General features: G+C 68.4%; 19 protein-coding genes, 2 tRNA genes and 1 other RNA gene. 13 read left to right on the top strand and 9 right to left on the bottom strand.

Going from position 1 to position 21,291, the window contains the following annotated elements:
• Nucleotides 1-445: 445 nt before the first annotated feature.
• Nucleotides 446-1,840 (bottom strand): zinc-dependent metalloprotease, encoded by a 1,395-nt coding sequence (locus ACZ63D_RS35505; protein ID WP_465358702.1) that lies wholly within the window; start codon nt 1,838-1,840, stop codon nt 446-448.
• Nucleotides 1,841-2,031: 191 nt separating this feature from the next.
• Between ACZ63D_RS35505 and ACZ63D_RS35500 the strand changes: the two genes are divergently transcribed.
• On the top strand, nt 2,032-3,051 hold the full coding sequence (locus tag ACZ63D_RS35500) for a YlbL family protein (protein WP_465358764.1): 1,020 nt from the start codon (nt 2,032-2,034) through the stop codon (nt 3,049-3,051).
• 62 nt (nt 3,052-3,113) lie between these two features.
• Here ACZ63D_RS35500 and ACZ63D_RS35495 read toward each other — a convergent pair whose 3' ends face one another.
• Nucleotides 3,114-3,668, bottom strand: a complete 555-nt coding sequence (locus tag ACZ63D_RS35495; protein WP_465358701.1) for a PPA1309 family protein — start codon at nt 3,666-3,668, stop codon at nt 3,114-3,116.
• A gap of 149 nt (nt 3,669-3,817) precedes the next feature.
• Here ACZ63D_RS35495 and ACZ63D_RS35490 point away from each other — a divergent pair, with 149 nt between their 5' ends.
• The 7 genes from ACZ63D_RS35490 (at nt 3,818) to ftsX (ending at nt 11,153) form a co-directional block, all read left to right on the top strand.
• Nucleotides 3,818-6,805 (top strand): UPF0182 family protein, encoded by a 2,988-nt coding sequence (locus ACZ63D_RS35490; protein WP_465358700.1) that lies wholly within the window; start codon nt 3,818-3,820, stop codon nt 6,803-6,805.
• Between the two features lie 67 nt (nt 6,806-6,872).
• Nucleotides 6,873-6,946 (top strand) — tRNA-Met (locus ACZ63D_RS35485).
• A gap of 501 nt (nt 6,947-7,447) precedes the next feature.
• A tRNA-Met gene (locus ACZ63D_RS35480) sits at nt 7,448-7,521 on the top strand.
• A gap of 240 nt (nt 7,522-7,761) precedes the next feature.
• Nucleotides 7,762-8,262, top strand: a complete 501-nt coding sequence (locus ACZ63D_RS35475) for a PadR family transcriptional regulator (protein ID WP_116206874.1) — start codon at nt 7,762-7,764, stop codon at nt 8,260-8,262.
• Nucleotides 8,263-8,325: 63 nt separating this feature from the next.
• Complete coding sequence (gene prfB / locus ACZ63D_RS35470) at nt 8,326-9,429, top strand: peptide chain release factor 2 (protein ID WP_465358699.1); 1,104 nt, start codon at nt 8,326-8,328, stop codon at nt 9,427-9,429.
• 89 nt (nt 9,430-9,518) lie between these two features.
• Nucleotides 9,519-10,208: a cell division ATP-binding protein FtsE gene (gene ftsE, locus ACZ63D_RS35465; RefSeq protein WP_009073292.1), complete on the top strand. Its 690-nt coding sequence runs from the start codon at nt 9,519-9,521 to the stop codon at nt 10,206-10,208.
• A 51-nt stretch (nt 10,209-10,259) separates the two neighbouring features.
• Entirely contained in the window at nt 10,260-11,153 is an 894-nt protein-coding gene (gene ftsX, locus ACZ63D_RS35460; protein ID WP_465358698.1) for a permease-like cell division protein FtsX, read from the top strand.
• A gap of 58 nt (nt 11,154-11,211) precedes the next feature.
• On the opposite strand, the gene ACZ63D_RS35455 is transcribed toward ftsX, so the two are convergent.
• On the bottom strand, nt 11,212-11,661 hold the full coding sequence (locus ACZ63D_RS35455) for a MarR family winged helix-turn-helix transcriptional regulator (protein ID WP_465358697.1): 450 nt from the start codon (nt 11,659-11,661) through the stop codon (nt 11,212-11,214).
• Between the two features lie 137 nt (nt 11,662-11,798).
• Here ACZ63D_RS35455 and ACZ63D_RS35450 point away from each other — a divergent pair, with 137 nt between their 5' ends.
• The 4 genes from ACZ63D_RS35450 to ACZ63D_RS35435 are packed head-to-tail and all read left to right on the top strand — an operon-like array spanning nt 11,799 to nt 15,530.
• On the top strand, nt 11,799-13,268 hold the full coding sequence (locus ACZ63D_RS35450) for an MFS transporter (protein WP_465358696.1): 1,470 nt from the start codon (nt 11,799-11,801) through the stop codon (nt 13,266-13,268).
• Nucleotides 13,265-14,101: an oxidoreductase gene (locus ACZ63D_RS35445; RefSeq protein WP_465358695.1), complete on the top strand. Its 837-nt coding sequence runs from the start codon at nt 13,265-13,267 to the stop codon at nt 14,099-14,101. The genes ACZ63D_RS35450 and ACZ63D_RS35445 overlap by 4 nt, the downstream gene beginning before the upstream one ends.
• A 53-nt stretch (nt 14,102-14,154) precedes the next feature.
• On the top strand, nt 14,155-14,637 hold the full coding sequence (smpB, locus tag ACZ63D_RS35440) for an SsrA-binding protein SmpB (protein WP_037818295.1): 483 nt from the start codon (nt 14,155-14,157) through the stop codon (nt 14,635-14,637).
• Nucleotides 14,634-15,530 (top strand): amidohydrolase family protein, encoded by an 897-nt coding sequence (locus tag ACZ63D_RS35435; RefSeq protein ID WP_465358694.1) that lies wholly within the window; start codon nt 14,634-14,636, stop codon nt 15,528-15,530. The genes smpB and ACZ63D_RS35435 overlap by 4 nt, the downstream gene beginning before the upstream one ends.
• Here the strand turns inward: ACZ63D_RS35435 and ACZ63D_RS35430 are convergent.
• The 5 genes from ACZ63D_RS35430 to ACZ63D_RS35410 all read right to left on the bottom strand — a co-directional run bounded on the left by ACZ63D_RS35430 (nt 15,520) and on the right by ACZ63D_RS35410 (nt 19,794).
• Nucleotides 15,520-16,821, bottom strand: coding sequence for an acyltransferase family protein (locus ACZ63D_RS35430; protein WP_465358693.1), 1,302 nt, complete (start codon nt 16,819-16,821; stop codon nt 15,520-15,522). The two genes, ACZ63D_RS35435 and ACZ63D_RS35430, sit on opposite strands and share 11 nt — an antisense overlap.
• A 145-nt stretch (nt 16,822-16,966) precedes the next feature.
• Nucleotides 16,967-17,185 (bottom strand): hypothetical protein, encoded by a 219-nt coding sequence (locus ACZ63D_RS35425; RefSeq protein WP_465358763.1) that lies wholly within the window; start codon nt 17,183-17,185, stop codon nt 16,967-16,969.
• Nucleotides 17,186-17,272: 87 nt separating this feature from the next.
• Nucleotides 17,273-17,914 carry a response regulator transcription factor gene (locus ACZ63D_RS35420; RefSeq protein WP_009073303.1) on the bottom strand — a complete coding sequence of 214 codons (642 nt, stop codon included), beginning with the start codon at nt 17,912-17,914 and terminating at the stop codon, nt 17,273-17,275.
• Between the two features lie 57 nt (nt 17,915-17,971).
• The gene (locus ACZ63D_RS35415; RefSeq protein ID WP_465358692.1) at nt 17,972-19,105 is read right to left on the bottom strand and encodes a sensor histidine kinase; all 1,134 of its coding nucleotides are present in this window, start codon (nt 19,103-19,105) and stop codon (nt 17,972-17,974) included.
• On the bottom strand, nt 19,102-19,794 hold the full coding sequence (locus ACZ63D_RS35410; RefSeq protein WP_465358691.1) for a sensor domain-containing protein: 693 nt from the start codon (nt 19,792-19,794) through the stop codon (nt 19,102-19,104). Before ACZ63D_RS35410 ends, ACZ63D_RS35415 begins: the two co-directional genes overlap by 4 nt.
• A gap of 178 nt (nt 19,795-19,972) precedes the next feature.
• On the opposite strand from ACZ63D_RS35410, the gene ssrA reads away from it, so the two are divergent.
• Nucleotides 19,973-20,347, top strand: a transfer-messenger RNA (tmRNA) gene (gene ssrA / locus ACZ63D_RS35405).
• Nucleotides 20,348-20,554: 207 nt separating this feature from the next.
• Here the strand turns inward: ssrA and ACZ63D_RS35400 are convergent.
• A complete protein-coding gene (locus ACZ63D_RS35400; protein ID WP_465358690.1) occupies nt 20,555-21,286 on the bottom strand; it encodes a class I SAM-dependent methyltransferase in 732 nt (243 codons plus the stop codon).
• Between the last annotated feature and the right edge of the window lie 5 nt (nt 21,287-21,291).

Raw genomic sequence — 21,291 nt, 5'->3', positions numbered from 1 at the left:
GAGCGGGTCGGTCGTGGTCTGGGAGGGGACGTGCGCGGCGGCGGGTCGGTCGTGGTCTTGGAGGGGGCGCGGGAAGCGGCGGGTCGGCCGTGGTTCTGGGAGGGGCGCGCGGGGGCGGCCGCTGGCCGATCGTGGCCGGGAGAGGACGCGGGAGGCGGCGGGTCGGTCGTGGCCTGGGAGAGGGCGGGAGGCGGAGGCTGGTCGATCGTGGCCTGGGAGAGGACGTGGGAGGCGGCGGCTGGTCGATCGTGCCTAGCAGGGGACGTGGAAGCCAGAGGCGGATCGATGGCGTGCGGGACCGGCAAGGCGAAAGCCTGAGCACCAGCGCCGAGCGGAGTGCGAGCAGCGCAAACGCCGCGCGGACCGTCTCAACCAGGTGAGACGGTCCGCGCGGCGGAACTGAATGGGCAGCCAGGTCGTGAGGCGACCGAGCTCAGGAACGGGCTCAGGAAGGCGAGTCCCCCTCGTCCTTCTTCCCCTCGTCCTTCGGGGTTTCGCTGCCCTCGGCCTCCGACTTGGCCTCTCGGGCCTCTCGTTCGGCCTTTTCCGTGCGTTCCAGCTCCGCCATCGGGTCCAGGTCGGCGTCGAGAGCTGCCGGTTCGGACAGGCGGTCGGCGAAGTCCAGGGGCTCGTCCAGGTCCTCCGCGGTCGGCATGAGGTCGGGGTGGGACCAGAGGCCGTCGCGTTTTTCCAGGCCGTGGCGGTCGCCTACCAGCTTCCACAGGGACGACGCGGCGCGCATGCGGCGCGGGCGCAGTTCGAGACCCACCAGGGTCGCGAAGGTCTGCTCGGCGGGGCCGCCGGTCGCGCGGCGCCGGCGCAGCGTTTCGCGCAGGGCCTCGGCACCGGGGAGACGGTCGCCGATGGCCTCGGCCACCACGACGTCCACCCAGCCTTCGACCAGGGCCAGCAGGGTTTCCAGGCGCTTCAAGGCGGCCTGCTGCTCGGGCGTGGTCTGCGGTTCCAGCAGGCCGGACGACATCGCTTCCTCGATGCTCGCCGGGTTCGCCGGGTCGATGCTTCCGGCCAGCGACTCCAGCGCGGAGGTGTCGACGGTGATCCCGCGGGCGAACTCCTCGACCGTCGCCAGCAGCCGCTGGCGCAGCCACGGCACGTGCGCGAACAGCCGCTGGTGGGCGGCCTCGCGCGCGGCCAGGAAGACCAGCACCTCGCTGGCGGGCAGCTCCAGGCCCTCGGTGAACTTCTCGATGTTCGCGGGCAGCAGTGCCGACGTCGTGGCCGGGCCCAGCGGCAAGCCGACCTCGGTCGACGTGAGCACTTCCTGCGCGAGCTGCGCCAGCGCGTTGCCGAGCTGGGAACCGAAGGCCATGCCGCCCATCTGGCCCATCATCGACAGCAGCGGGCCGGCCGCCTGCTTGGCTTCCTCGGGCAGCGCCTGCATCCACGCCCCGGACACCTGCTGCGCCACCGGATCGCACAGCCGCTGCCAGGTCGGCAGCGTCTTCTCGACCCAGGTGCGCGCCGACCACGACACGGTGGTGCTCGCGCCCGCGGGGAGGATCGTCGCCGCGTCGAGCCACAGTTCCGCCAGGTGCGCGGCGTCGCGCACGGCGGTGGCGGAATCGCCGCTTTCGGAGGTGAAGCCGAGCTTGGCGTCGTCCCGTCCGCTCAAGTTCTGGAGTGCGATCTGCTTCGCCAGGTCGTAGTTGACCGGCCCGCTCGACGAGCCCGCCTGGCTGAGCATCTGGCCCAGCTGGCTCAGCATCTGCCCGAGCTGGTTGAACGCCTCGGCTCCGCCGGGCTGGCCCGGGTTCGAGGGGTCGTTGTCGCCTCGCTTGTCGGGATCGGGCGGTCCGAAGCCGAACGGGGGATTGCTCATAGCTCCACCGTACGCGGGTAGGACCCGGCTCAGCGCGTCAACCGTGGCCTTCACCGGGAAGCGAACACAGTCACCGTACGCTGTCGCTCGTGACAAAACCGGACGAGGACACCGCGAACCAGTCCCGCCGCGCCGAGGCGTCGCGCGCGCCGGCCCGCAGCGACCGGCGGATGACCCGCCGCGGATGGACGATGCTGGTCAGCGGCGTGCTGTTCCTGGTGTTCGTCGTGGCCGGGTTCCTGGTCCAGGTGCCGTATGTCGCGATCAGCCCCGGGCCCACCTACGACACCCTCGGCCGCGACGCCGCGGGCAACCCGGTGATCCAGGTCAAAGGCCAGCAGACCTACGGCACCAGCGGCGAGCTGCGGATGACCACCGTCTCGCTCAACGACGGCATCAACCTCTTCACCGCGCTCGGCCTCTGGGCCAGCGGCCGCTACGCGCTCGCGCCGCGCGAGGAGTACTACAAGCCGGGCGAGACTAACGAGCAGGTCAAGCAGGAGAACATCCAGCAGCTGCAGAACTCCCAGAGCAACGCCCAGGTCGCCGCGCTGCGCCACCTCGGCTACCCGGTGCAGGTCGTGGCGAAGCAGATCGTCTCCGGCAGCCCGGCCGACCACATCCTCGCCCCCGGCGACAAGCTCATCGCGGTCAACGGCAAACAGGTGCGCGAGGCGGGCGAGGTCGCCGCCTCGATCGCCAACACCAAACCGGGCGACACAGTCCAAGTCACCTTCCAGCACCTCGGCCAGCCGGAACGCACCGTGCCGGTCACGCTCGCCCAGCGCGACGACCGCACCCAGGGCTTCCTCGGGCTGACCGCCGTCGACCGCGCGGTCGCGCCGTTCTCCGTCGACATCTCGCTGCAGGACGTCGGCGGCCCGTCGGCCGGGCTGATGTTCACCCTCGCGATCATCGACCGGCTCACCCCGCCCGGGAAACCGGGCAGCGACCTCGCGGGCGGCAGGCACATCGCGGGCACCGGCGAGATCAGCGAGACCGGCCAGGTCGGGCCGATCGGCGGGATCTCGTTCAAGGTCGTCGGCGCGAAGGAAGCGGGCGCGACCGACTTCCTCGTCCCCGAGCACAACTGCGCCGAGGCCGCATCGGCCGCGCCGGAGGGGCTCAACCTGATCAAGGTGTCCAACCTCGACGACGCGCTCAAGCAGCTGGACAACCTCAAAGCCGGGCGTCCGACGACGCACTGCTGACCAGCGACGAAGAAGGGGCCCGTTGAGAAATCAACGGGCCCCTTTCCAGGTCGGGGGAAAGATCAGGGCTGCAAGGTCGTCTTCAACGCTTCCACCAGGTTCGGCGCGAGATCCGGGCTCTCCACCAGCTCGTCGACCGCGGTCTCGTCCTCGTTGCCCGGCTGGACGCCGCGCAGCCGCATCACGCAGGCCGCGTCGCCTTCGCGCAGGACCGCGGCCACCAGCCGGGCCTCGGTGCGCCGCGGGTGATCCGCGGCGGCGCGGCGGAGGCTTTCGGCGTCCGCCTCGGCGATTCCTTCGAGTTCCGCCTCCACGTCCGGGGGCAGCACGATGATCTCCTGCGCCAGCGCGCAGCCGACCACGATGTCCGGCCACGCGATCCGGCCGAGCGATTCGGCGAGATCGCCGTCGGGAAGCGCCTCCTGGGCCACCGGGGTCAACGGGTTCGCGCGGTCGAGCTGACCGGCCAGCTCGGGCTGTTCGTCCAGCAGCGCCGCGGTCGGCACCAGTGCGAACAACTGCGGCGGCTGGTTCCAGCCCGCGGCGGCGACGAACTCTTCGACTTCCCGGGCCAGCCCGGCGACAGGGTGGGCGGCAGACGGCTCACTCGGTGGCATGGCGACCATCGTGTCAGGCGTGCCCGCGACGCGCCGCGCGTGCCCGGTTTGGGCGGTCCCGGGAACTCGCGGCACCATCCGTAGAGTTAGAGGTCACGGGGGACACCGCCGTCCCCGGAGAACGTGTTCACGAAGACAGGAGCATTGCCGTGGCGACTCGGCCCCCGGTGAGCCTGAAGCTGTCCCGGCGCAGCCGGATCCTTCTCATCATCGCCGCGGTGATCGTGCTGGCCCTGCTGGCCGGCGTCCGGTTGCTCGACACCTACGTGGACTGGCTGTGGTTCGGCGAACTGCAGGCGCGTTCGGTGTTCACCACCGAGCTGGTCACCCGGATCGTGCTCTTCCTCGCGGTGGGGCTGCTGGTCGGCGGGGCGCTCGCGGTCAGCCTGCTGATCGCCTACCGCACGCGCCCGGTGTTCGTGCCGGTGTCCGGCCGCGACGATCCGCTGTCGCGCTACCGCTCGGTGATCGTCAGCCGGATCCGGCTGTTCGGCATCGGCATCCCGGTGCTCACCGGCGTCATCTCCGGCGCGTCGGCGACCGGCGACTGGCAGACGATCCAGCTGTTCCTCAACGGCACCTCGTTCGGGCAGAAAGATCCCGAGTTCGGCATCGACCTCGGCTTCTACGCCTTCTCCCTGCCGTTCGTGAACTGGCTGCTCGGCTGGCTGTTCGTCACCATCGTCATCTCGTTCTTCGGCGCCCTGATCGCGCACTACATCTTCGGCGGCATCCGGCTCGCCGGCCGCGGCGGCCAGCTGGCCGGCCCGACCCGCGCGCAGCTCGCCATCACCGTCGGGCTTTTCGTGCTGCTGAAAGCGGTCGAGTACTTCTTCGACCGGTACAACCTGCTGCTGTCCGACCGGAACATGCCGCTGTTCAACGGCGCCACCTACACCGACCTCAACGCGGTGCTCCCGGCGAAGCTGATCCTGCTGTGCATTTCGGTGATCTGCGCGATCGCCTTCTTCGCCGGCGCGTTCCTGCGGAATCTGCAGCTGCCGGCGATTTCGCTGGTGCTGCTGATCCTCTCCGGCGTTCTGGTCGGCGTCGCCTGGCCGGCGATTCTCGACCAGTTCTCGGTCAAGCCGAACGCCAACGAGAAGGAAGCGACGTCGATTCAGCGCAACATGGACGCGACGCGCGCGGCGTACGGCCTCACCAACGTGAAGTACGAGCAGTACCCGGGCAAGACCGAAACCACCGCGGACGCGGTGAAGGCCGACACCGGCACGGTGTCCAACATCCGGCTGCTCGACCCGAACATCCTCAGCGACACCTTCACCCAGCGCGTCGGCCGCGAGAACTTCTACGGCTTCCCGTCCAAACTGGACATCGACCGGTACACCATCGGCGGCTCCACGCAGGACTACATCGTGGCCGCCAAGGAAATGAAGACCGACGGGCTCACCGGCAACCAGAACAACTGGATCAACAAGCACATGGTCTACACGCACGGCAACGGCTTCGTGGCCGCGCCGGCGAACACGATCGACCGTGCGGTGAAGGATTCCAACTCCGACGGCGGCTACCCGATCGCCACCACGAGCGACACCAGCAACCCCACCGGCGCGGGCTCGGTCAACGGCCAGCCGGGGATCAAGGTCGATCAGCCGCGGATCTACTACGGCGAGCTGACCAACCAGTCCGACTACGCGATCGTCGGCGGCACCCCGGGCAAGGCTCCCGGCGAATACGACACCGACGCCCAGCGCGGCTACCTCTACCAGGGCAAGGGCGGCGTCTCGCTCGACAACTGGTTCAACCGGCTGATGTTCGCCGCCGAATACCGCGAACCGAAGATCCTCTTCTCCGACGCCATCGGCGACGGCTCGAAGATCATGTACAACCGCGAACCGCGCGACCGCGTCGCGAAGGTCGCCCCGTGGCTCACCCTCGACGGCGACCCGTACCCCGCGGTGGTCAACGGCCGCATCCAGTGGATCGTCGACGGCTACACCACGCTCGACAACTACCCGTACGCCCAGCAGACGCAGCTCGGCGAGGCGACCAACGACTCGCTCAACGGCGTCACCAAACAGGCGAACAACACGATCAACTACATCCGCAACTCGGTGAAGGCGACCGTCGACGCGTTCGACGGCACCGTCACGCTGTACTCGATCGACGACAACGAACCGGTCCTCAAGGCGTGGGAGAACGTCTTCCCCGGCATCGTGAAGCCCAGCTCGGAGATTTCGCCGGAACTGCGCTCGCACTTCCGCTACCCCGAGGACCTGTTCAAGATCCAGCGCGAACTCCTCGCCCGCTACCACGTGGACAGCCCGCAGGAGTTCTACGCACAGCAGGCGTTCTGGAGCGTCCCGCAGGACCCGACCGAGGACGGCAGCTCCACCACGGCCGGCTCGAACGTCGCCAACCAGCCCGGGTACTACGTCCTCGCCAACGCGGCGGGCGAAGGCAGGCCGACGTTCCAGCTGACCAGCGCGCTCACCGGTCTGCAACGGCAATACCTGTCCGCCTGGATGTCCATCTCGTCCGATCCGCAGGACTACGGGACCATCCGCGTCCTGCGACTGCCCCCGGCCAGCGGAGCGAACCAGGTCGACGGACCCGTCCAGGTGCAAAACCGGTTCCAGAGCGACCCCCGCGTCGCCCAAGACCGGACCCTGCTCAACAACCCCAACGTCATCCCCATCTACGGCAACCTGATCACGCTGCCGGTGGCGGACGGATTCCTCTACGTCGAACCGGTCTACATCCGGCAGCGAAACCAGCTGAGCTATCCGCAGCTGGCGCGCGTGCTCGTCTCCTACGGAGCCAAGATCGGCTTCGCGTCCACCCTCAACGAAGCCCTCGACCAGGTCTTCGGCAAGGGCACCGGCGCGGCGGCCACCACGCCGAAGGAAGGCGACCCCGGCACCACCACGACCCCGCCGACGTCCAGCACCACCCCGCCGCCTCCCAGCACAGGGGGCAGCAACCCGGCCATGGACAAGGCAGTGGGCGACATCCAGGCCGCGCTCGCCAAACTCAAAGCGGCACAGCAATCCGGCAACTTCGCCGACCAGGGCGCCGCACTGCAAGCGCTCGACGCAGCCACCAAGGAATACAACGCCGCCAAACCCACCACTCCGCCGCCGTCCAACGGGCCGACTTCACAGCCCGGCGGGTGACCTCGGTTACCTAATAGGCACCTGCTTTGCGCCCCGGGGAAACCAGGGCGTAAGGTAGGTCCTACGACGCGGGGTGGAGCAGCTCGGTAGCTCGCTGGGCTCATAACCCAGAGGTCGCAGGTTCAAATCCTGTCCCCGCTACAGAGATGGGAGACCCGTCTTCGCACAAAGCGCGAAGGCGGGTCTCTTTCGTGTGTGCCCTGGGGGTCGAACCCCCAGACCCCCGCCAGGGGGCTAGCCCCCTGGACCCCCGTTTGGGGCGCGTTGGGTGTGGGGCTCTTGGTTGCACTCTGGGCGCGTTTGCCTGTGCTCGCGGAGCGAGCTTGGCATGGGCGGCGGAAGTCGTTGGGTGGTGAGGGTGGGGCCACGGCTTTCGTATTGCGTGGGGGTGTGGTGGGGGAATATTCCAGTGTGCCAAGGGTTTTTGACTCTCTAAATGGGACTGGGGAGAGGTCTGGACCTCTCAGAAGTGGGTGGGTGTTCGAAGTTGCTCTGGGGGCAAAAGTCCGCGAGTGGGCCGTGGTGTGGGGGAGGGGTGTAGCGGGAGGCGGGGGTGGGTGGGGTGTTTTTGCTGGTGAAGGGGGTTTTTGGGGGGTGGTGTGTTGGGGGGAAATGGGGGGTGTAGGGTTGTTTTTACAACGACGCGGGGTGGAGCAGCTCGGTAGCTCGCTGGGCTCATAACCCAGAGGTCGCAGGTTCAAATCCTGTCCCCGCTACTTGGATACAAAGCCGGGGCTCGTGCGGATGCACGGGCCCCGGCTTTTTTGTGCGCCATTTGGCCGTCGCTCGGGTGGTGGTTGCGGTGCGGTGATCGTTTCGGCGGTGGTTGCGCAGAGTGGCAGAGTCTATTGTGGACATACCTGCGGACTGGGCTGTTAGAGGGGTTGCCGCTGGCCACAATGGACTGATTCGTGACCACTGTGGACACAGCGGCGGATAAGTGGGACCGTAGAGGGGTGTCCGAATTGAATGCAACCGCCGCCGCTCTGCTCGGTCTGCTCCACGACGGCCCCGCCACCGGCGGGCAGCTCGTCTCGGGCGCCGACGAGCGCTTCGGCGCCTTCTTCAGTGTCACCCGCAGCCAGGTCTACCGCGAGCTCCCGGCGCTCTCGAAAGAGGGTCTCGTCCGGCTCGGCAAGCAGGGGCCCCGTTCGAGCCAGCAATACGTGCTCACCGCGGCAGGCAAGAAGGCCTTCAAGACGTGGCTCACGTCCGAGGCCGGACCCGACCACCTGCGCAGCCCGCTCATCCTGCGGCTCGTGCACGCCGGCTCCCTGACGGCCAAGCAGCGCACCGCCCTGCTCGACAGCGCCCGCACCACCTACCAGGCGCAGCTCGAAGAGGCCAAGAACGCCACCAAGACCGCCGACGGCCCCTACGCCAAGGCAGTCGCCGAGTTCGCCCAGGCGCAGGCCAAGGCCGCGTTGAAGCTGCTCGACTCGATCCCGCAGGCCTGAGCGCCGCCCGGCCCCACGACCGGTTCGCAACCGGTCGTGGGTTTTGCCGTAACCTTGTCCGACGTGAGCGATGAGTTCGATGCGGCACTGAAGGACCTGACCGGCAAGCTGACGCAGATCGAGTCGGTGATGGACCTCGAAGCGCTGCGCGCGCAGGTCGCCGAACTCGAGGAACAGGCGTCCAGCCCGACCCTCTGGGACAACCCGGACGAAGCCCAGAAGGTCACCAGCCAGCTGTCCCACCGGCAGGCCGAACTGCGCCGCGTCTCCGAACTGCGCCAGCGCCTCGACGACCTCGGCGTCCTCTACGAGCTCGCCGCCGACGAAGGCGACTCCGGCAGCATGACCGAGGCCGAGGGCGACCTGACCGACCTCGCCAAGGACATCGACGCGCTCGAAGTCCGCACCCTGCTCTCCGGCGAATACGACGACCGCAACGCCGTCGTCAACATCCGCTCCGAAGCGGGCGGCGTCGACGCGGCCGACTTCGCCGAAATGCTGCTCCGCATGTACCTGCGCTGGGCCGAGCGGCACGGCTACCCGACAGACGTCTTCGACATCTCCTACGCCGAAGAAGCGGGCATCAAATCCGCCACCTTCAAGGTGACCGCCCCCTACGTCTACGGCACCCTCTCGGTCGAACAAGGCACCCACCGCCTCGTGCGGATCTCGCCGTTCGACAACCAGAGCCGCCGGCAGACGTCCTTCGCGCACGTCGAGGTCCTGCCCGAGGTCGAGGAAGTCGACCACGTCGACATCCCGGAAAAGGACATCCGCGTCGACGTGTACCGCTCCTCCGGCCCCGGTGGGCAGAGCGTCAACACGACCGACTCCGCGGTCCGCCTCACCCACATCCCGACCGGCATCGTCGTCTCGTGCCAGAACGAGAAATCGCAGCTGCAGAACAAGGCGGCCGCGATGAAGGTCCTCCAGGCGCGCCTCCTGCAGCGCAAAAAGGAGGAGGAACGGGCGGAAATGGACGCGCTCAAGGACGGCGGCTCCAGCTGGGGCAACCAGATGCGCTCCTACGTGCTGCACCCGTACCAGATGGTGAAGGACCTGCGCACCGAATTCGAGGTCGGCAACCCCAGCGCGGTCCTCGACGGCGACATCGACGGCTTCCTGGAGGCCGGGATCCGCTGGCGCAAGCAGACGAACGCGATCTGAGCGCCCCGAGCAGCGCCGGGACGAGGCGCGGGTCACCCAAGGCACCGGCAACCCGGGCTTAACGGGGCTCATGGGTAGTATGCCGAACCGTGATCCGGCTCGAAGAGGTTTCCAAGGTCTACAAGACCTCGACCCGTCCCGCCCTCGAACGGGTGTCGGTCGAGATCGACAAGGGTGAGTTCGTCTTCCTCATCGGCCCGTCCGGTTCCGGGAAGTCGACGTTCCTGCGGCTGCTGCTGCGCGAGGAAGTCCCCTCCAAGGGACGGGTCATGGTGTCGAACTTCGACGTCGCCAAACTCGCCCGGCGCCGGGTCCCCCGCCTGCGCCAGACCATCGGCTGCGTGTTCCAGGACTTCCGGCTGCTGGCCAACAAAACCGTCGCGGAAAACGTCGCGTTCGCCCTCGAGGTGATCGGGAAACCGCGGCCGACGATCCGCAAGGTCGTGCCCGAGGTGCTCGAACTCGTCGGCCTCGACGGCAAAGCCGACCGGCTGCCCAACGAGCTCTCCGGCGGCGAGCAGCAGCGCGTCGCGATCGCCCGCGCGTTCGTGAACCGCCCGCTCGTGCTGCTCGCCGACGAGCCCACCGGGAACCTCGACCCGGACACCAGCCAGGACATCATGCTGCTGCTGGAGCGGATCAACCGCACCGGCACCACCGTGCTGATGGCCACGCACGACCATTCCATCGTGGACTCGATGCGGCGGCGGGTCGTCGAGCTGCAGCTCGGTCGCGTGATCCGCGACGACGCCCGGGGCGTCTACGGCATCGGCCGCTGACGCCCACCGCCCCCGCCCTTTCCCGCCCCGAACCAAGGAATCACGAGAGCGATGCGTGCCAGTTTCGTCTTCAGCGAGGTCGTCACCGGTTTGCGCCGGAACGTCACGATGACCATCGCGATGATCCTCACCACCGCGGTCTCGCTCGCCATGCTCGGCGGCGGTCTGCTCGCCGTGCGCACGATCGACAAGATGAAGGCGAACTTCCTCGCCGAAGTCGAAGTTTCGGTCACGCTGGTCGACGACGTGAGCGCGAACGACAAGAACTGCACGCAGGCGCTCTGCAACGGGCTCCGCCAGTCGCTGCAGAACAACCCCGGCGTCGAATCGGTCGTCTACGAAAACCGCGACCAGGCCTACGACCGGTTCAAGAAGATCTTCTCGAGCCAGCCCGAACTGCTCGAGCTGACCGGGCCCGAGGCACTGCCCGCGTCGCTGCAGGTCAAGCTGAAGGACCCGGACCGCTCCGACGCGATCATCAAGCAGTACACCGGCCAGCCCGGCGTCAAAAAGGTCGACGACCAGAAGAAATTCCTCGACCGCGTGTTCAACGTCTTCAACGGTGTCCGGAACATCGCGTTCGTGATGGCGCTTATCATGGCCGTCGCCGCGCTCCTGCTGATCGCCAACACCATCCAGGTTTCGGCGTTCACGAGGCGGACGGAAGTCGGCATCATGCGCCTGGTGGGCGCGACGCGCTGGTATACCCAGCTGCCGTTCCTCCTGGAGGCGGTGGTCGCCGGCACGGTCGGCGCCGTGCTCGGGGTGGTGTTCCTGCTTCTGACGAAGCTGTCCTTCCTCGACACGGTCTTCACCGGCGAAGTGTTCCCGCAGATCACCACGCTCGAGGTGCTGTTCCCGGTCGCGCCGATCCTGCTGGCGGTGTCGATCGTGATCTCGGCGATCACCGGGTACGTCACGCTGCGGCTGTACGTGCGCCACTAACCGTATTCTTCGCACCCGAACCGCCCGGCGAACGTTTTCGCCGGGCGGTTCGTGCGTTTCAGCTGCTTTCGTCCAGCACGGTGACCGCGCGCCGCAGCAGCCCGCGCAGCAGCTCTTCCTCTTCCGGTTCGAACTCCGCGGACAACCGCGCCTCGACGGCGAGCGCGGCTTCGTTGGCCTTGCGGAAGATCGCCTGCCCGGAGCGTGTCAGGCGGGCGATGAGCACCTGCGCGTGCACCTCCGACTGGGTGCGCTCGACCAGGTTCTTCGATTCCAAAGTGGACAGCAGGGACGTCATGCTCTGCGGCGTCACCCAGCACACCCGGGCCAGCTGCGCGCCGGAGAGCGGAGCGACCGACAACGCGTGCATCGCCGCGTACTGCGGAACCGACAGCCCGAACGGTTTGAGGGCGCGGGCTTTCGCCGCCATCAAGGCCACTTCGGCGCGCTTGAGGTGATTGCCGAGCCGCGGGTCCAGCTTCTCCGCGATCCGCTCTTCAACGCCCAACGCGACCTCCTTGCCGACCCCCAAACTATCAGGCTTCGAACATCGCCTCGGTCCCTGCGACTTGACATCAGGGTTTGAGTGCTGCTTCGATCATTGTTGTCTATCAGGGTTCGAATGGTTTGGGTGAAGGGGCGTTCATGGGGGTCATCGCCGTGCCGCGGCGTACCAGACCAGGGCTCACGCTGTTCGCGGTATGCGCGGCGATCGTGCTGGTCCCGGTCACGGCGACCGGTGCGTCGCTCGCGCTGCGTGGCATCAGCGGCAGCCTCGCCGCCAGCCTCGCGTCCGCGCAGTGGGTGGTGAACGCGTTCTTCCTGACGTTCGCCAGCTTCATGGCGATCAGCGGTTCGCTGGCCGATCTCAGCGGACGGCGGCGGATGTTCGCCGCCGGTATCGGGCTGTTCTGCGCCGCGATGCTGGCCGCGGCGTGCGCACCGTCGATCGGAGTGCTGATCGCCGCCAGGGCGGTCGCCGGGATCGGGGCGGCCTGCGTGATCACCGGCGGCAGCGCGCTGCTCGCGCACGCCTTCGAGGGAGCCGCGCGCACGCGGGCGTTCGGCATGTTCGGCACGGCGATCGGGCTGGGCCTGGCGTTCGGTCCGCTGGCCGCCGGGGTGCTGGTGACGTCCCTTGGCGGCTGGCGGATGTTCTTCGGCGTCGCCGCGGTGGTTCTGCTGCCGTTGCTGGGGGTGGTGCCGAAGCTCGCCGAATCGAAGGACGCGCATCCGGCCGGTCCGGACTGGCCCGGTGCGTTCACCTTCACCCTCGGGTTGTCGCTGTTCGTGCTCGCGCTGGTGGAAGGCCCCGAACTCGGCTGGGACAGCCCGCTCGTGCTGGCCTCCTTCGCCGGGTTCGCGGTCCTGCTCGCCGGGTTCGTGGCGATCGAACGTCGCACGGAACACCCGATGATCGACGTGTCGCTGTTCGCGCGGCCGCGGTTCCTGGCGATTTGCGCGATGCCGGTCCTGCTGGCCTTCGGTTTCGTGGCGCTGCTGATCGTGCTTCCGGCGTACTTCATGGCGGTGGACGGAATGAGCGCGCTGGCCGCCGGACTGGTGCTGGTGCTGCTCACCGGGCCGACGCTGGTCGTGCCGGTGGTGGTCAGTTCGATCGCGCACCGCGTGTCGCAACGGCTGCTGCTGGTGGCGACCTTGGTGCTCGTCGCGGCCGGGGCGGCCTGGCTGACCGTGGCGCGTCCAGGCGCGGAGACCGGGGAGATCGCCGGGCCGTTGCTGTGCATCGGGGCCGGGTTCGGCGTTTCGCTGGCGATTCTCGACGGGGCCGCGGTGTCGTCGGTGGAACCGGCGCGAGCCGGGATGGCGGCGGGGGTGTTCAACACGATGCGGCTGGGCGGGGAATCGGTGTCGATCGCCGTTCTGGGCTCGCTGCTAGCCGCGGTGACCCAGTCCCGCCTCGGTTCCGGGCTGGGTGCGGACCGGGCGGGTGAGATCACCGCGAAGCTGCTGCAAGGGGAAATGACTGGCGGTGGGGACGCGGCTGCGGCGTATACGAGTGCGCTGCACGCCGGGCTTTGGGCCATCGCCGCGGTATCGACGCTCGGCGCGATCGCGGTCGGGCTGCTTGCCAGGGAAGGGGAAACGGAATGAGTGCACGGGTTTGGCTGATCACGGGGGCTTCGTCGGGTTTCGGCCGGGAACTGGCGGTCGCCGCGCTGGCCGCTGGGGATACTGTCGCGGCGGCGGTACGGCGGCCGGAATCTGTCGCTGACCTGGTCGCGAGCGCGCCGGACCGGGTTTCGGCCGTAGTCCTCGACATGACTGACGAGGCGCGGATCGAGGGCGCGGTCGCCGAGGTGCTCGACCGGCACGGCCGGATCGACGTGCTGGTCAACAACGCGGGCCGGGGCCTCATCGGGGCGGCCGAGGAAATCACCGCCGCCGAACTGCGGGGCTTGATGGACCTGAACTTCTTCGGCCCGGTCGCGTTGACCAAGGCCGTGCTGCCGCACCTGCGGAAGCGAAGCAGCGGCGCGATCGTGCAGATGAGCAGTCAGGCCGGGCGGTTCGCGTTCGGTGGCGTCAGTGCGTACGCCTCGACCAAGTTCGCGCTCGAAGGCTGGTCGGAGGCGCTGGCGGAGGAACTCGCGCCGTGGGGCGTCCACGTGCTGATCGTCGAGCCGGGCGCGTTCCGCACGGCGTTCAACGAGCCGGGAGTGCTGCTGTTCACCGAAGAGAGCGAGGCGTACCGCGAGCAGCTCGGGCCGATCCGCTCTCAGCTGGCTGAGGTGGCCGGCCGGCAACCAGGCGACCCGGTTAAGGCCGCCGAAGCGATCCTCGCCGCGCTGGCCGCCGAGCGTCCTCCGCTGCGGCTCGCGCTGGGCACGGACGCGGCGGACAACGTCGCGGCCAGCTACGAACGCGGGCAGGCCGAACTCGCGGCGTGGGAAAAGGTCGCCAGGAGCACTGACTTCGCTGGGTGACCGGCCGTAAACCGGCGTGCTTGATCACCTGGGCGGCACGTAAACTGGCCGGTATGCCCAAGGAACGTGGACAGAAGGTCATCGCGTCGAACCGCAAGGCTCGGCACGACTACTCCATCCTGGACACCTATGAGGCCGGGATGGTGCTGCAGGGCACGGAGGTCAAAAGCCTCCGGGCCGGCAAGGCCTCCCTTGTGGACGCGTTCGCGACGGTGGACGACGGCGAGGTGTGGCTGCGCAACGTCCACATCCCCGAATACACCCAGGGCACCTGGACCAACCACATGCCGCGGCGCACGCGGAAGCTGCTGCTGCACCGGCGCGAGATCGAACGGCTCATCGGCAAGACCAAGGAAAGCGGTCTGTCGCTCGTGCCGCTGTCGATGTACTTCAAGGACGGCAAGGTCAAGGTCGAGATCGCGCTGGCCAAGGGCAAGAAGGCCTACGACAAGCGGCAGTCGCTGGCCAAACGCGACGCGCAGAAGGACATCAGCCGCGCGATGGGGCGGGCGTTGAAGGGCCGGTTCACGGAGTGAGCGCGGGCCCGGCCACCGACGCCGACGTCCCGGGCTGGATCGCCGGGCTCGGCCTCGACGGGATCGTCGACCTGCACGTCCACTTCCTGCCGAAGCCCGTGCTGGACAAGGTGTGGGCCTATTTCGACCGCGCCGAGCAGCATTACGGCACGCCGTGGCCGATCCAGTACCGCACACCGGAGGCGGAGCGGATCGAAACCCTGCGCGCGCTGGGCGTGAAAGCGTTCGCGCCGCTGGTGTATCCGCACAAGCCGGGCATGGCGGAGTGGCTCACGTCGTGGGTGCTGGAGTTCGCCGAGCAGGTGCCGGAAGCCGTGCCCACCGGCACGTTCTATCCGGAGCCGAGCGCGGCGTCCTCAGTGGACAGTGCGTTGCGCGCGGGAGCCCGGTGTTTCAAGGCGCACGTGCAGGTCGGGGCGTATGACCCGCGCGATGAGCTGCTCGATCCGGTGTGGGGTTCGCTGTCCGACGCGGGCGTTCCGGTGGTGATCCACTGTGGACACGGGCCGTTGCGCGGCGATTTCACCGGGCTCGAGGTGTTCGAGGAAGTCCTGCGGCGGCATCCGCGGCTCACCGCCGTCCTCGCGCACGCGGCGATGCCCCAGTTCACCACCGCGTTCGAGCTGATGGCCCGCTATCCGCGGGTGCACCTGGACACCACCATGGTTGGCGTGCCGTTCTCGGTCGCGATGTCGCCGCTGCCACCGGACTGGACGGCCCGGCTGGCGGAGGTCGCCGACCGGGTGGTGCTGGGCACTGACTTCCCGAACATCCCGTACTCCTACGCGACACAGCTGCGGGCGATCGCCGGCTGGGCGGCCGACGATCGCCTTGGCGAGCCGTTCCTGCGGGCGGTGCTGCACGACACCCCCGCGAAGCTGCTCAGCGTTTGACCGCCACAAGCGCCCGGCTCCGCGGCAGCGTCACCTGGCGCCCGGCCAGCGTGAACCCGGCCGCGACCAGTGCCACCCACGGCAGCGGACCGGTCAGCAGGTGGTCGCTCAGCGGGGCGAACCCGTGCGCAGCCAGGCCGAGCAGGCCGCCGGAAGCGAGCAAACCGGCCAGCACCAGCTGCGGCGTCCGCGCGGTCACGACCAGGCCGTCGGGCTGCGTCTCGAAGCGTTCGAACAGCCGCAGCAGGCCCAGCAGGACCGCGCCGCAGACGGCGAACCAGGCGGGTGCCATCAGGAACCACATCGACGAACCCGGGGCCGGCGTCGAGTAGCCGAGGCCGAACACGGTCACCCCGGAAACCACGACCAGCGCCGGCATGTGCCAGAGGTAGACCGACATGAATCGCGGGCTGAGCCAGCTGAGCGCCGCGGTGACGCGGGGGAGTGCCACGAGCTTCTCGCGGAACGCCAGCAGGAAGCCGATCTGGCCGAGCGCCAGGAACAGCAGCAGGACGGTCGGCGGGCTCATGTTGGACACCGGCGCGCCCGGCATGCCGATCATGCTCGCCGGGTACGGACCGAACGCGACCAGCAGGGCTGTCACCCCGAAGCCAGCGGCGGATACGGCGAGCGCGGCGCGGCGGGTGAGCGAGCCGAGGCGGCCTTCAACGTAGTGGAAACCGAGCTGATGCACGGCCACCCAGACGATGACGGCGTTGGCGTAGCCGATCAGGCCGAGGTCGGAAAACCGCGCCACGTCAACAAGAACGCCCAAGCCAGCGAGGACTGCCGGTACCGCGAGACCCCAGCGCCGGTGCGCGGCGACCATCAGCGGCGTGAGCAGGACGGTCAGCAGGTAGACCGAGAGGAACCAGAGCAGCTGCGCGGCGATCGCGCTGGCCACCTGGACTGGTTGTGCGGGAACTCCCATGCCCCGCAACAGATCTGGCACGACGAGCCACACCGCCATGAGCGGCAGGACGGGGACGAGCAGCCGACGCACGCGTCCGGCGAACCAGGCGCGGGTGGATTCCGCGCGACGCAGGGAGATCAGGTTCGCCGCGCCGCCAGCGAAAAAGACGAGGGGCATGACTTGCGAGGCCCAGGTGATGATCCACCAGCCCGGCGTCGCGAGGGCGTTGCCGGTGGACAGGGTGTTGCCGGAGAAGGAAAGCACCGGCATCGTCCAGTGCTGCGCGACCACCGCGAGGATCGCTCCGGCGCGCACCACGTCGAGGAACTTGTCCCGGGACGCCCTTGGGGCGCGGGTCGGCAGCTGGCTCGTCGTCATGCTGAAGAGCCTGTCGGTTTCCGGGCGCGGAAACAGCGGTGCTGACCACCGAACAGGGGGTCGGGTCAGCAGGAGGCGGGAGGTGGGGTTTGCCCTACCGCGGGTTCTCGTGCGCGGCTATGCCGGTTCTAACCGGCGTGAACACTCACGAGAGAGTGTCCGGCTCCGGTTCGGACTCGTGCGCCTGCATCCGGTAGGCCCAGCCGTCCTCGGTGAGGCCGAGTTCGTACCGCGTCTCGATTTTCGGGCCGCCGTGCAGGTGGATGTGCCGCACGACGGTGCCCGGCACCGGTTCCTCGCCGGCGAGTTCCTGCACCCGGCCGTCGAGCGGGCCGCCGAAGAAGCGGACGCAGCGGTCGGACATCGGGTTCTCCTCGCTCGGGTCGGACGGCATCAGTCCATGGTAGGCGAGGGACCGCCGGCGGGGCTGCCGTCAGTTCGAGTGAGGGTTTTACCGGCCCAGGTAGGTCAGCACCGCGCGAACCCGGCGGTGTTCCTCGGAACTGGCCTCCAGGCCGAGCTTCGAGAAGATGTTGCCGATGTGCTTTTCGACCGCCCCGTGCGACACCACCAGCGAGTTCGCGATGGCGTTGTTGGACAGTCCCTGGGCCATCAGGCCGAGCACCTCGGATTCGCGCGCGGTGAGCGAGTCGAGCGGGTTGCGGCGGCCGCGCGCCATCAGCTGGGCGATGACGTCCGGGTCGATGGCAGTGCCGCCGTCCGCGACGCGACGCACCGCGTCCAGGAACTCGTCCACGTCGGCGACGCGCTCTTTCAGCAGGTAACCGACCCCTCCGGCACCGCCGGACAGCAGCTCGACGGCGTAGCTCTCCTCGACGTACTGGGACAGCACGAGCACCGGCAGGCCAGCGATCTCCTTGCGGGCGGCCAGTGCCGCGCGCAAGCCCTCGTCGGTGAACGTCGGCGGCATCCGGACGTCGACAATCGCCAGGTCAGGACGGTGTTCGGTGATCGCGCCGAGCAGATCGTCACCGTTGTCGACCGCGGCGACGGTCTCGATGCCCTCGTCGGCGAGCAACCGGGTGACCCCAGCCCGAAGCAACACGGCGTCTTCGGCGATCACTACCCGCATCAAGGCCCCCAGGTCCGTGAGTGAAAAGCTCCCGGAGGCTATTCACTCACGAACGGGTCACCATTGACACGGCAGGTCCGCTCTGATGACCGTCGGCCCGCCGACCGGGCTCACGACGGTGATGACGCCGTCGATGGTCGCCGCTCGGTCGGCCAGCCCGGCGAGCCCGCCGCCAGGACGAACCTCCGCGCCGCCGTGGCCGTTGTCGGTGATCTCGGTGATGACGTGCGTGTCCGAGCGCCACACCTTCACCGTCGCCTCGGTCGCGCCGGAGTGCTTGGCGATGTTGGTGAGGGTTTCGCCGACGATGAAGTACGCCGTGGTCTCGACCGCGGCCGGCGGCCTCGGCTCGACGTCGACGTGCACGTCCACCGGGATCGGCGACTTCGCGGCCTGCGCGGACAGCGCCGCGTCGAGGCCCCGATCGCCCAGCACAGCGGGGTAGATGCCGCGGGCGAGGTCGCGCAGCTCGGAGACGGCGAGCTTGGCGTCCGAATGCGCTTCGTCGATCAGTTCGCGCACCGCGTTCGGGTCGTTGTCGAACTTCGACTTCGCCCGGCCAAGGCTCATCGCGACGGCTACGAGCCGCTGCTGCGCGCCGTCGTGCAGGTCACGCTCGATCCGGCGACGCTCGGCCTCCGCGGCGTCCACGCCCCGAGCCCGCGACGCCTGCAGGTGCTCCGCTTTCTTTTCGAGCTTCTTCGTGCGGTTCGGGCCCAGCAGCGACAGTGCGAGGTTGCCGTGCAGCCAGCCCAGCCACGGCGTCACCCAGATCGCCATCGGCAGCAGCACGATCGACGCGAGCGCGATCGGCAGCTCCACGATCGACAGCGGGAACGCGACCATCAGATAAGCCAGATCGCGCCAGGTCGTCGGGTCCGACAGCCGGGTCAGCCAGCGGCGGGTCATCGGCTGCCCGTCCAGCGGCAGCCGCTCGACCGGGACGAGCGGGGTGCCGAGCATCCGGCGGGCCCAGCGCCGTTCCAGGTCGCCCGACCAGCGGATGAACCCGGTGACGGCCAGCAGGATCGGGAAGCCGATCCAGATGATGAGCGTCGCCGTGCCGACCGTCCCGCCGACCACGATCAGGATGAACTGCAGCAGGCGCAGCACGAACGACGGGATCATGTACGCGATCGTGCGAGCCGGATGCGGACGAGGGTGCTCCGGAGGCGGGTCTTGCGAAGTCATCCGGCCACCGTGATCCCGTCGATCTCGTTCCACGAGCGCTCCATGCGCCGCCGCTGGGCGACCGTGGGCCGCAGAAGCCCCGCCGCGAATCCCGCGTGCAGGGCCGCCAGTCCCTTGGTCAGAGCCACGGCGATCGCGGCGAACAGCACCCCCAGCGCCGCCCAGGGCAGCGCGGCCACCGTCGAGTCGACGACGAACCACTGCACATCGTAACTCGGGAAGACGTAGACGCCGTCCGGAAGGAAGCGGTAGTAGATCGGCAGGGCGATCAAGCCCAAGCTGACCGCCCACACCGTCACGACCAGCACGAACTCGACCAGGCCGAGCGGGAAGAGCAGGAAGAGGTAGGACAGGTCGCGCCAGGTCGCCGGATCCTTCAGCCGCGTCAGCCAGCGCTGCTTCTGCCCGGAGGGCGGCAACGGCAGATACGGATCGTCGACATACACGTCCAGCAGCGCGAACACCCGCCCTCGCTCGACCCGGCCCGCGGTCCGCGCGAACAGGATGAGCAGCCCGAGCAGCGGCACGCCGAGCCACACGATGAGCGTCCCCAGCCCAGCCGACCCCAGCGTCACGATGAGTGTGAACGAGAGGATGCCGATGGGCAGGTTGAGCAGGAGATACGCCAGCGCCCCGCCCAACGGCGGAGTGCGGCGCCCAAAACTGCGACCGGCGGGCACGGTGACCATGGCGAGGCTCCCTCACAGCGGAAACTGACCTGCTCAGCATGGCCGGACCAGCACCGGGCAACCAGGGGGCGAGCGGGCATCTTCGAGGTGGGGACAGCCCTACCCCAGCCGCGGGCCCATGCCGGAATTATCGGGTTGCCGGGGGCGTTATGATGGTGAGGTTAGGAAGCACCTACAAGGGGGTGAACGGTTTCGACTCTGGACGTTGAATCAAGGGAAGCGTGCCGGTGCAGGCGAGAGACCACCGTAAGCGTCATCGCAACCTAATAAGCGCCAAGGCCAATAGCCAGCGCGACTTCGCTCTCGCTGCCTGATCGCAGCAGAGCAAGTCTGTCGGCCCGGGGTCGCCTCCGACCCGGTCGCCGGCATCAGCTAGGAGGCTTACCGCCGGTCCCGGCCACGGGGCCCGGTAGGGAAGCAAACAGTGGCTGGGCCCGTCACTTCAGCTTGTTCGCGTGACTGAAGGGGCCAAGCAGAGACACAGCGGACTGCGCACGGAGAAGCCTTGAGGATGCGCTAGAGGACCCGGGTTCAATTCCCGGCACCTCCACTCGATTCGCGGGAGAGCCCTGCCACGCTTGCGCGTTGGCCAGGGCTCTTCTTCGTATTCCCCTTTGGGGGTCGAACCCCCAAACCCCCGCCAGGAGGGCTGCGCCCCCTGGACCCCCATCGTGGTGGTTGCGTTGGGTGGGGCGGTTGCGGTGGGTGGGGTGGTTGCGGTGGGTGGGGGTGCGAGCCGCGCCGGGGGCAGAGCGGGGGGTTAGGGCTTTGTGGCGGTGAGGGTTAGGCTTGTGGGGTTTTTTGCGCAGCGGGCGGCTCGGTCTTGGTCGGCGGGGGCGACGGTGGGGGAGGGTCTTACCAGGGCCCAGGTGACGTTGGTGAAGCCTGCGGTTTGCAGGATGGCCACGATTGTTTCGGTGGGCCAGTGGTGTACTTCGATTTCGGTGGGGGGCGTGGTGAGGACGGCGACCTTGAATTTGTCGCCTTCCTTTGGGTTGGCTGGGCGGTAGGTGCGGAAGCCGGCTGCGGTTTCGGATTCTTCGCTGGAGTTGGCGTTAGCGCTGAGGATTGCCAGTTTGCCGCCGGGTTTGAGGTTGGCGTGCATGGTGTTTGCCATGGTTTGCAGGGTTTCTCGGCTGTCTGCGTAGTGCAGGACGTGGATGGCCGTCACTACGTCGAACTCGCCTTGGGGTGGCATGGCTGCCAGGTCTTGGACTTGGTAGGTGATGCCTTGCGGGTTTCGTTCTTCCGCTTGCTGTGCCAGGGCGATCATGCCGGGGGACAGGTCGGTGCCTACCACTTCGGCGGCGCCTAACTGCTTGATGCGGCGGGTGAAGCTGCCTTCGCCGCAGCCTACGTCCAGGACTCGCTGGCCGCGCAGGTCGCCCAGGAGTTCTTTGAAGGAAGGCCATTCCAGGTTTTCCCGGACGAAGCTGATGATCGCTTCCACGTCGGCGAAGGTGGCGGCTACCTGGTCGTATTGGTCGGTCATAAGGG

The sequence above is a fragment of the Amycolatopsis sp. NPDC104775 genome, from assembly GCF_055583325.1.
The sequence above is the reverse complement of the archived record's forward strand: the minus strand, read 5'-3'. Positions and strand labels throughout refer to the sequence as shown.

Bases quoted from the DNA above. Each gene is read 5' to 3' on its own strand.
- ACZ63D_RS35505 (WP_465358702.1), bottom strand. From the start codon at position 1,840: ATGAGCAATCCCCCGTTCGGCTTCGGACCGCCCGATCCCGACAAGCGA.
- ACZ63D_RS35500 (WP_465358764.1), top strand. From the start codon at position 2,032: ATGCTGGTCAGCGGCGTGCTGTTCCTGGTGTTCGTCGTGGCCGGGTTC.
- ACZ63D_RS35495 (WP_465358701.1), bottom strand. From the start codon at position 3,668: ATGCCACCGAGTGAGCCGTCTGCCGCCCACCCTGTCGCCGGGCTGGCC.
- ftsX (WP_465358698.1), top strand. From the start codon at position 10,260: ATGCGTGCCAGTTTCGTCTTCAGCGAGGTCGTCACCGGTTTGCGCCGG.
- ACZ63D_RS35450 (WP_465358696.1), top strand. From the start codon at position 11,799: ATGGGGGTCATCGCCGTGCCGCGGCGTACCAGACCAGGGCTCACGCTG.
- ACZ63D_RS35445 (WP_465358695.1), top strand. From the start codon at position 13,265: ATGAGTGCACGGGTTTGGCTGATCACGGGGGCTTCGTCGGGTTTCGGC.
- smpB (WP_037818295.1), top strand. From the start codon at position 14,155: ATGCCCAAGGAACGTGGACAGAAGGTCATCGCGTCGAACCGCAAGGCT.
- ACZ63D_RS35430 (WP_465358693.1), bottom strand. From the start codon at position 16,821: ATGACGACGAGCCAGCTGCCGACCCGCGCCCCAAGGGCGTCCCGGGAC.
- ACZ63D_RS35425 (WP_465358763.1), bottom strand. From the start codon at position 17,185: ATGTCCGACCGCTGCGTCCGCTTCTTCGGCGGCCCGCTCGACGGCCGG.
- ACZ63D_RS35420 (WP_009073303.1), bottom strand. From the start codon at position 17,914: ATGCGGGTAGTGATCGCCGAAGACGCCGTGTTGCTTCGGGCTGGGGTC.
- ACZ63D_RS35415 (WP_465358692.1), bottom strand. From the start codon at position 19,105: ATGACTTCGCAAGACCCGCCTCCGGAGCACCCTCGTCCGCATCCGGCT.
- ACZ63D_RS35410 (WP_465358691.1), bottom strand. From the start codon at position 19,794: ATGGTCACCGTGCCCGCCGGTCGCAGTTTTGGGCGCCGCACTCCGCCG.
- ACZ63D_RS35400 (WP_465358690.1), bottom strand. From the start codon at position 21,286: ATGACCGACCAATACGACCAGGTAGCCGCCACCTTCGCCGACGTGGAA.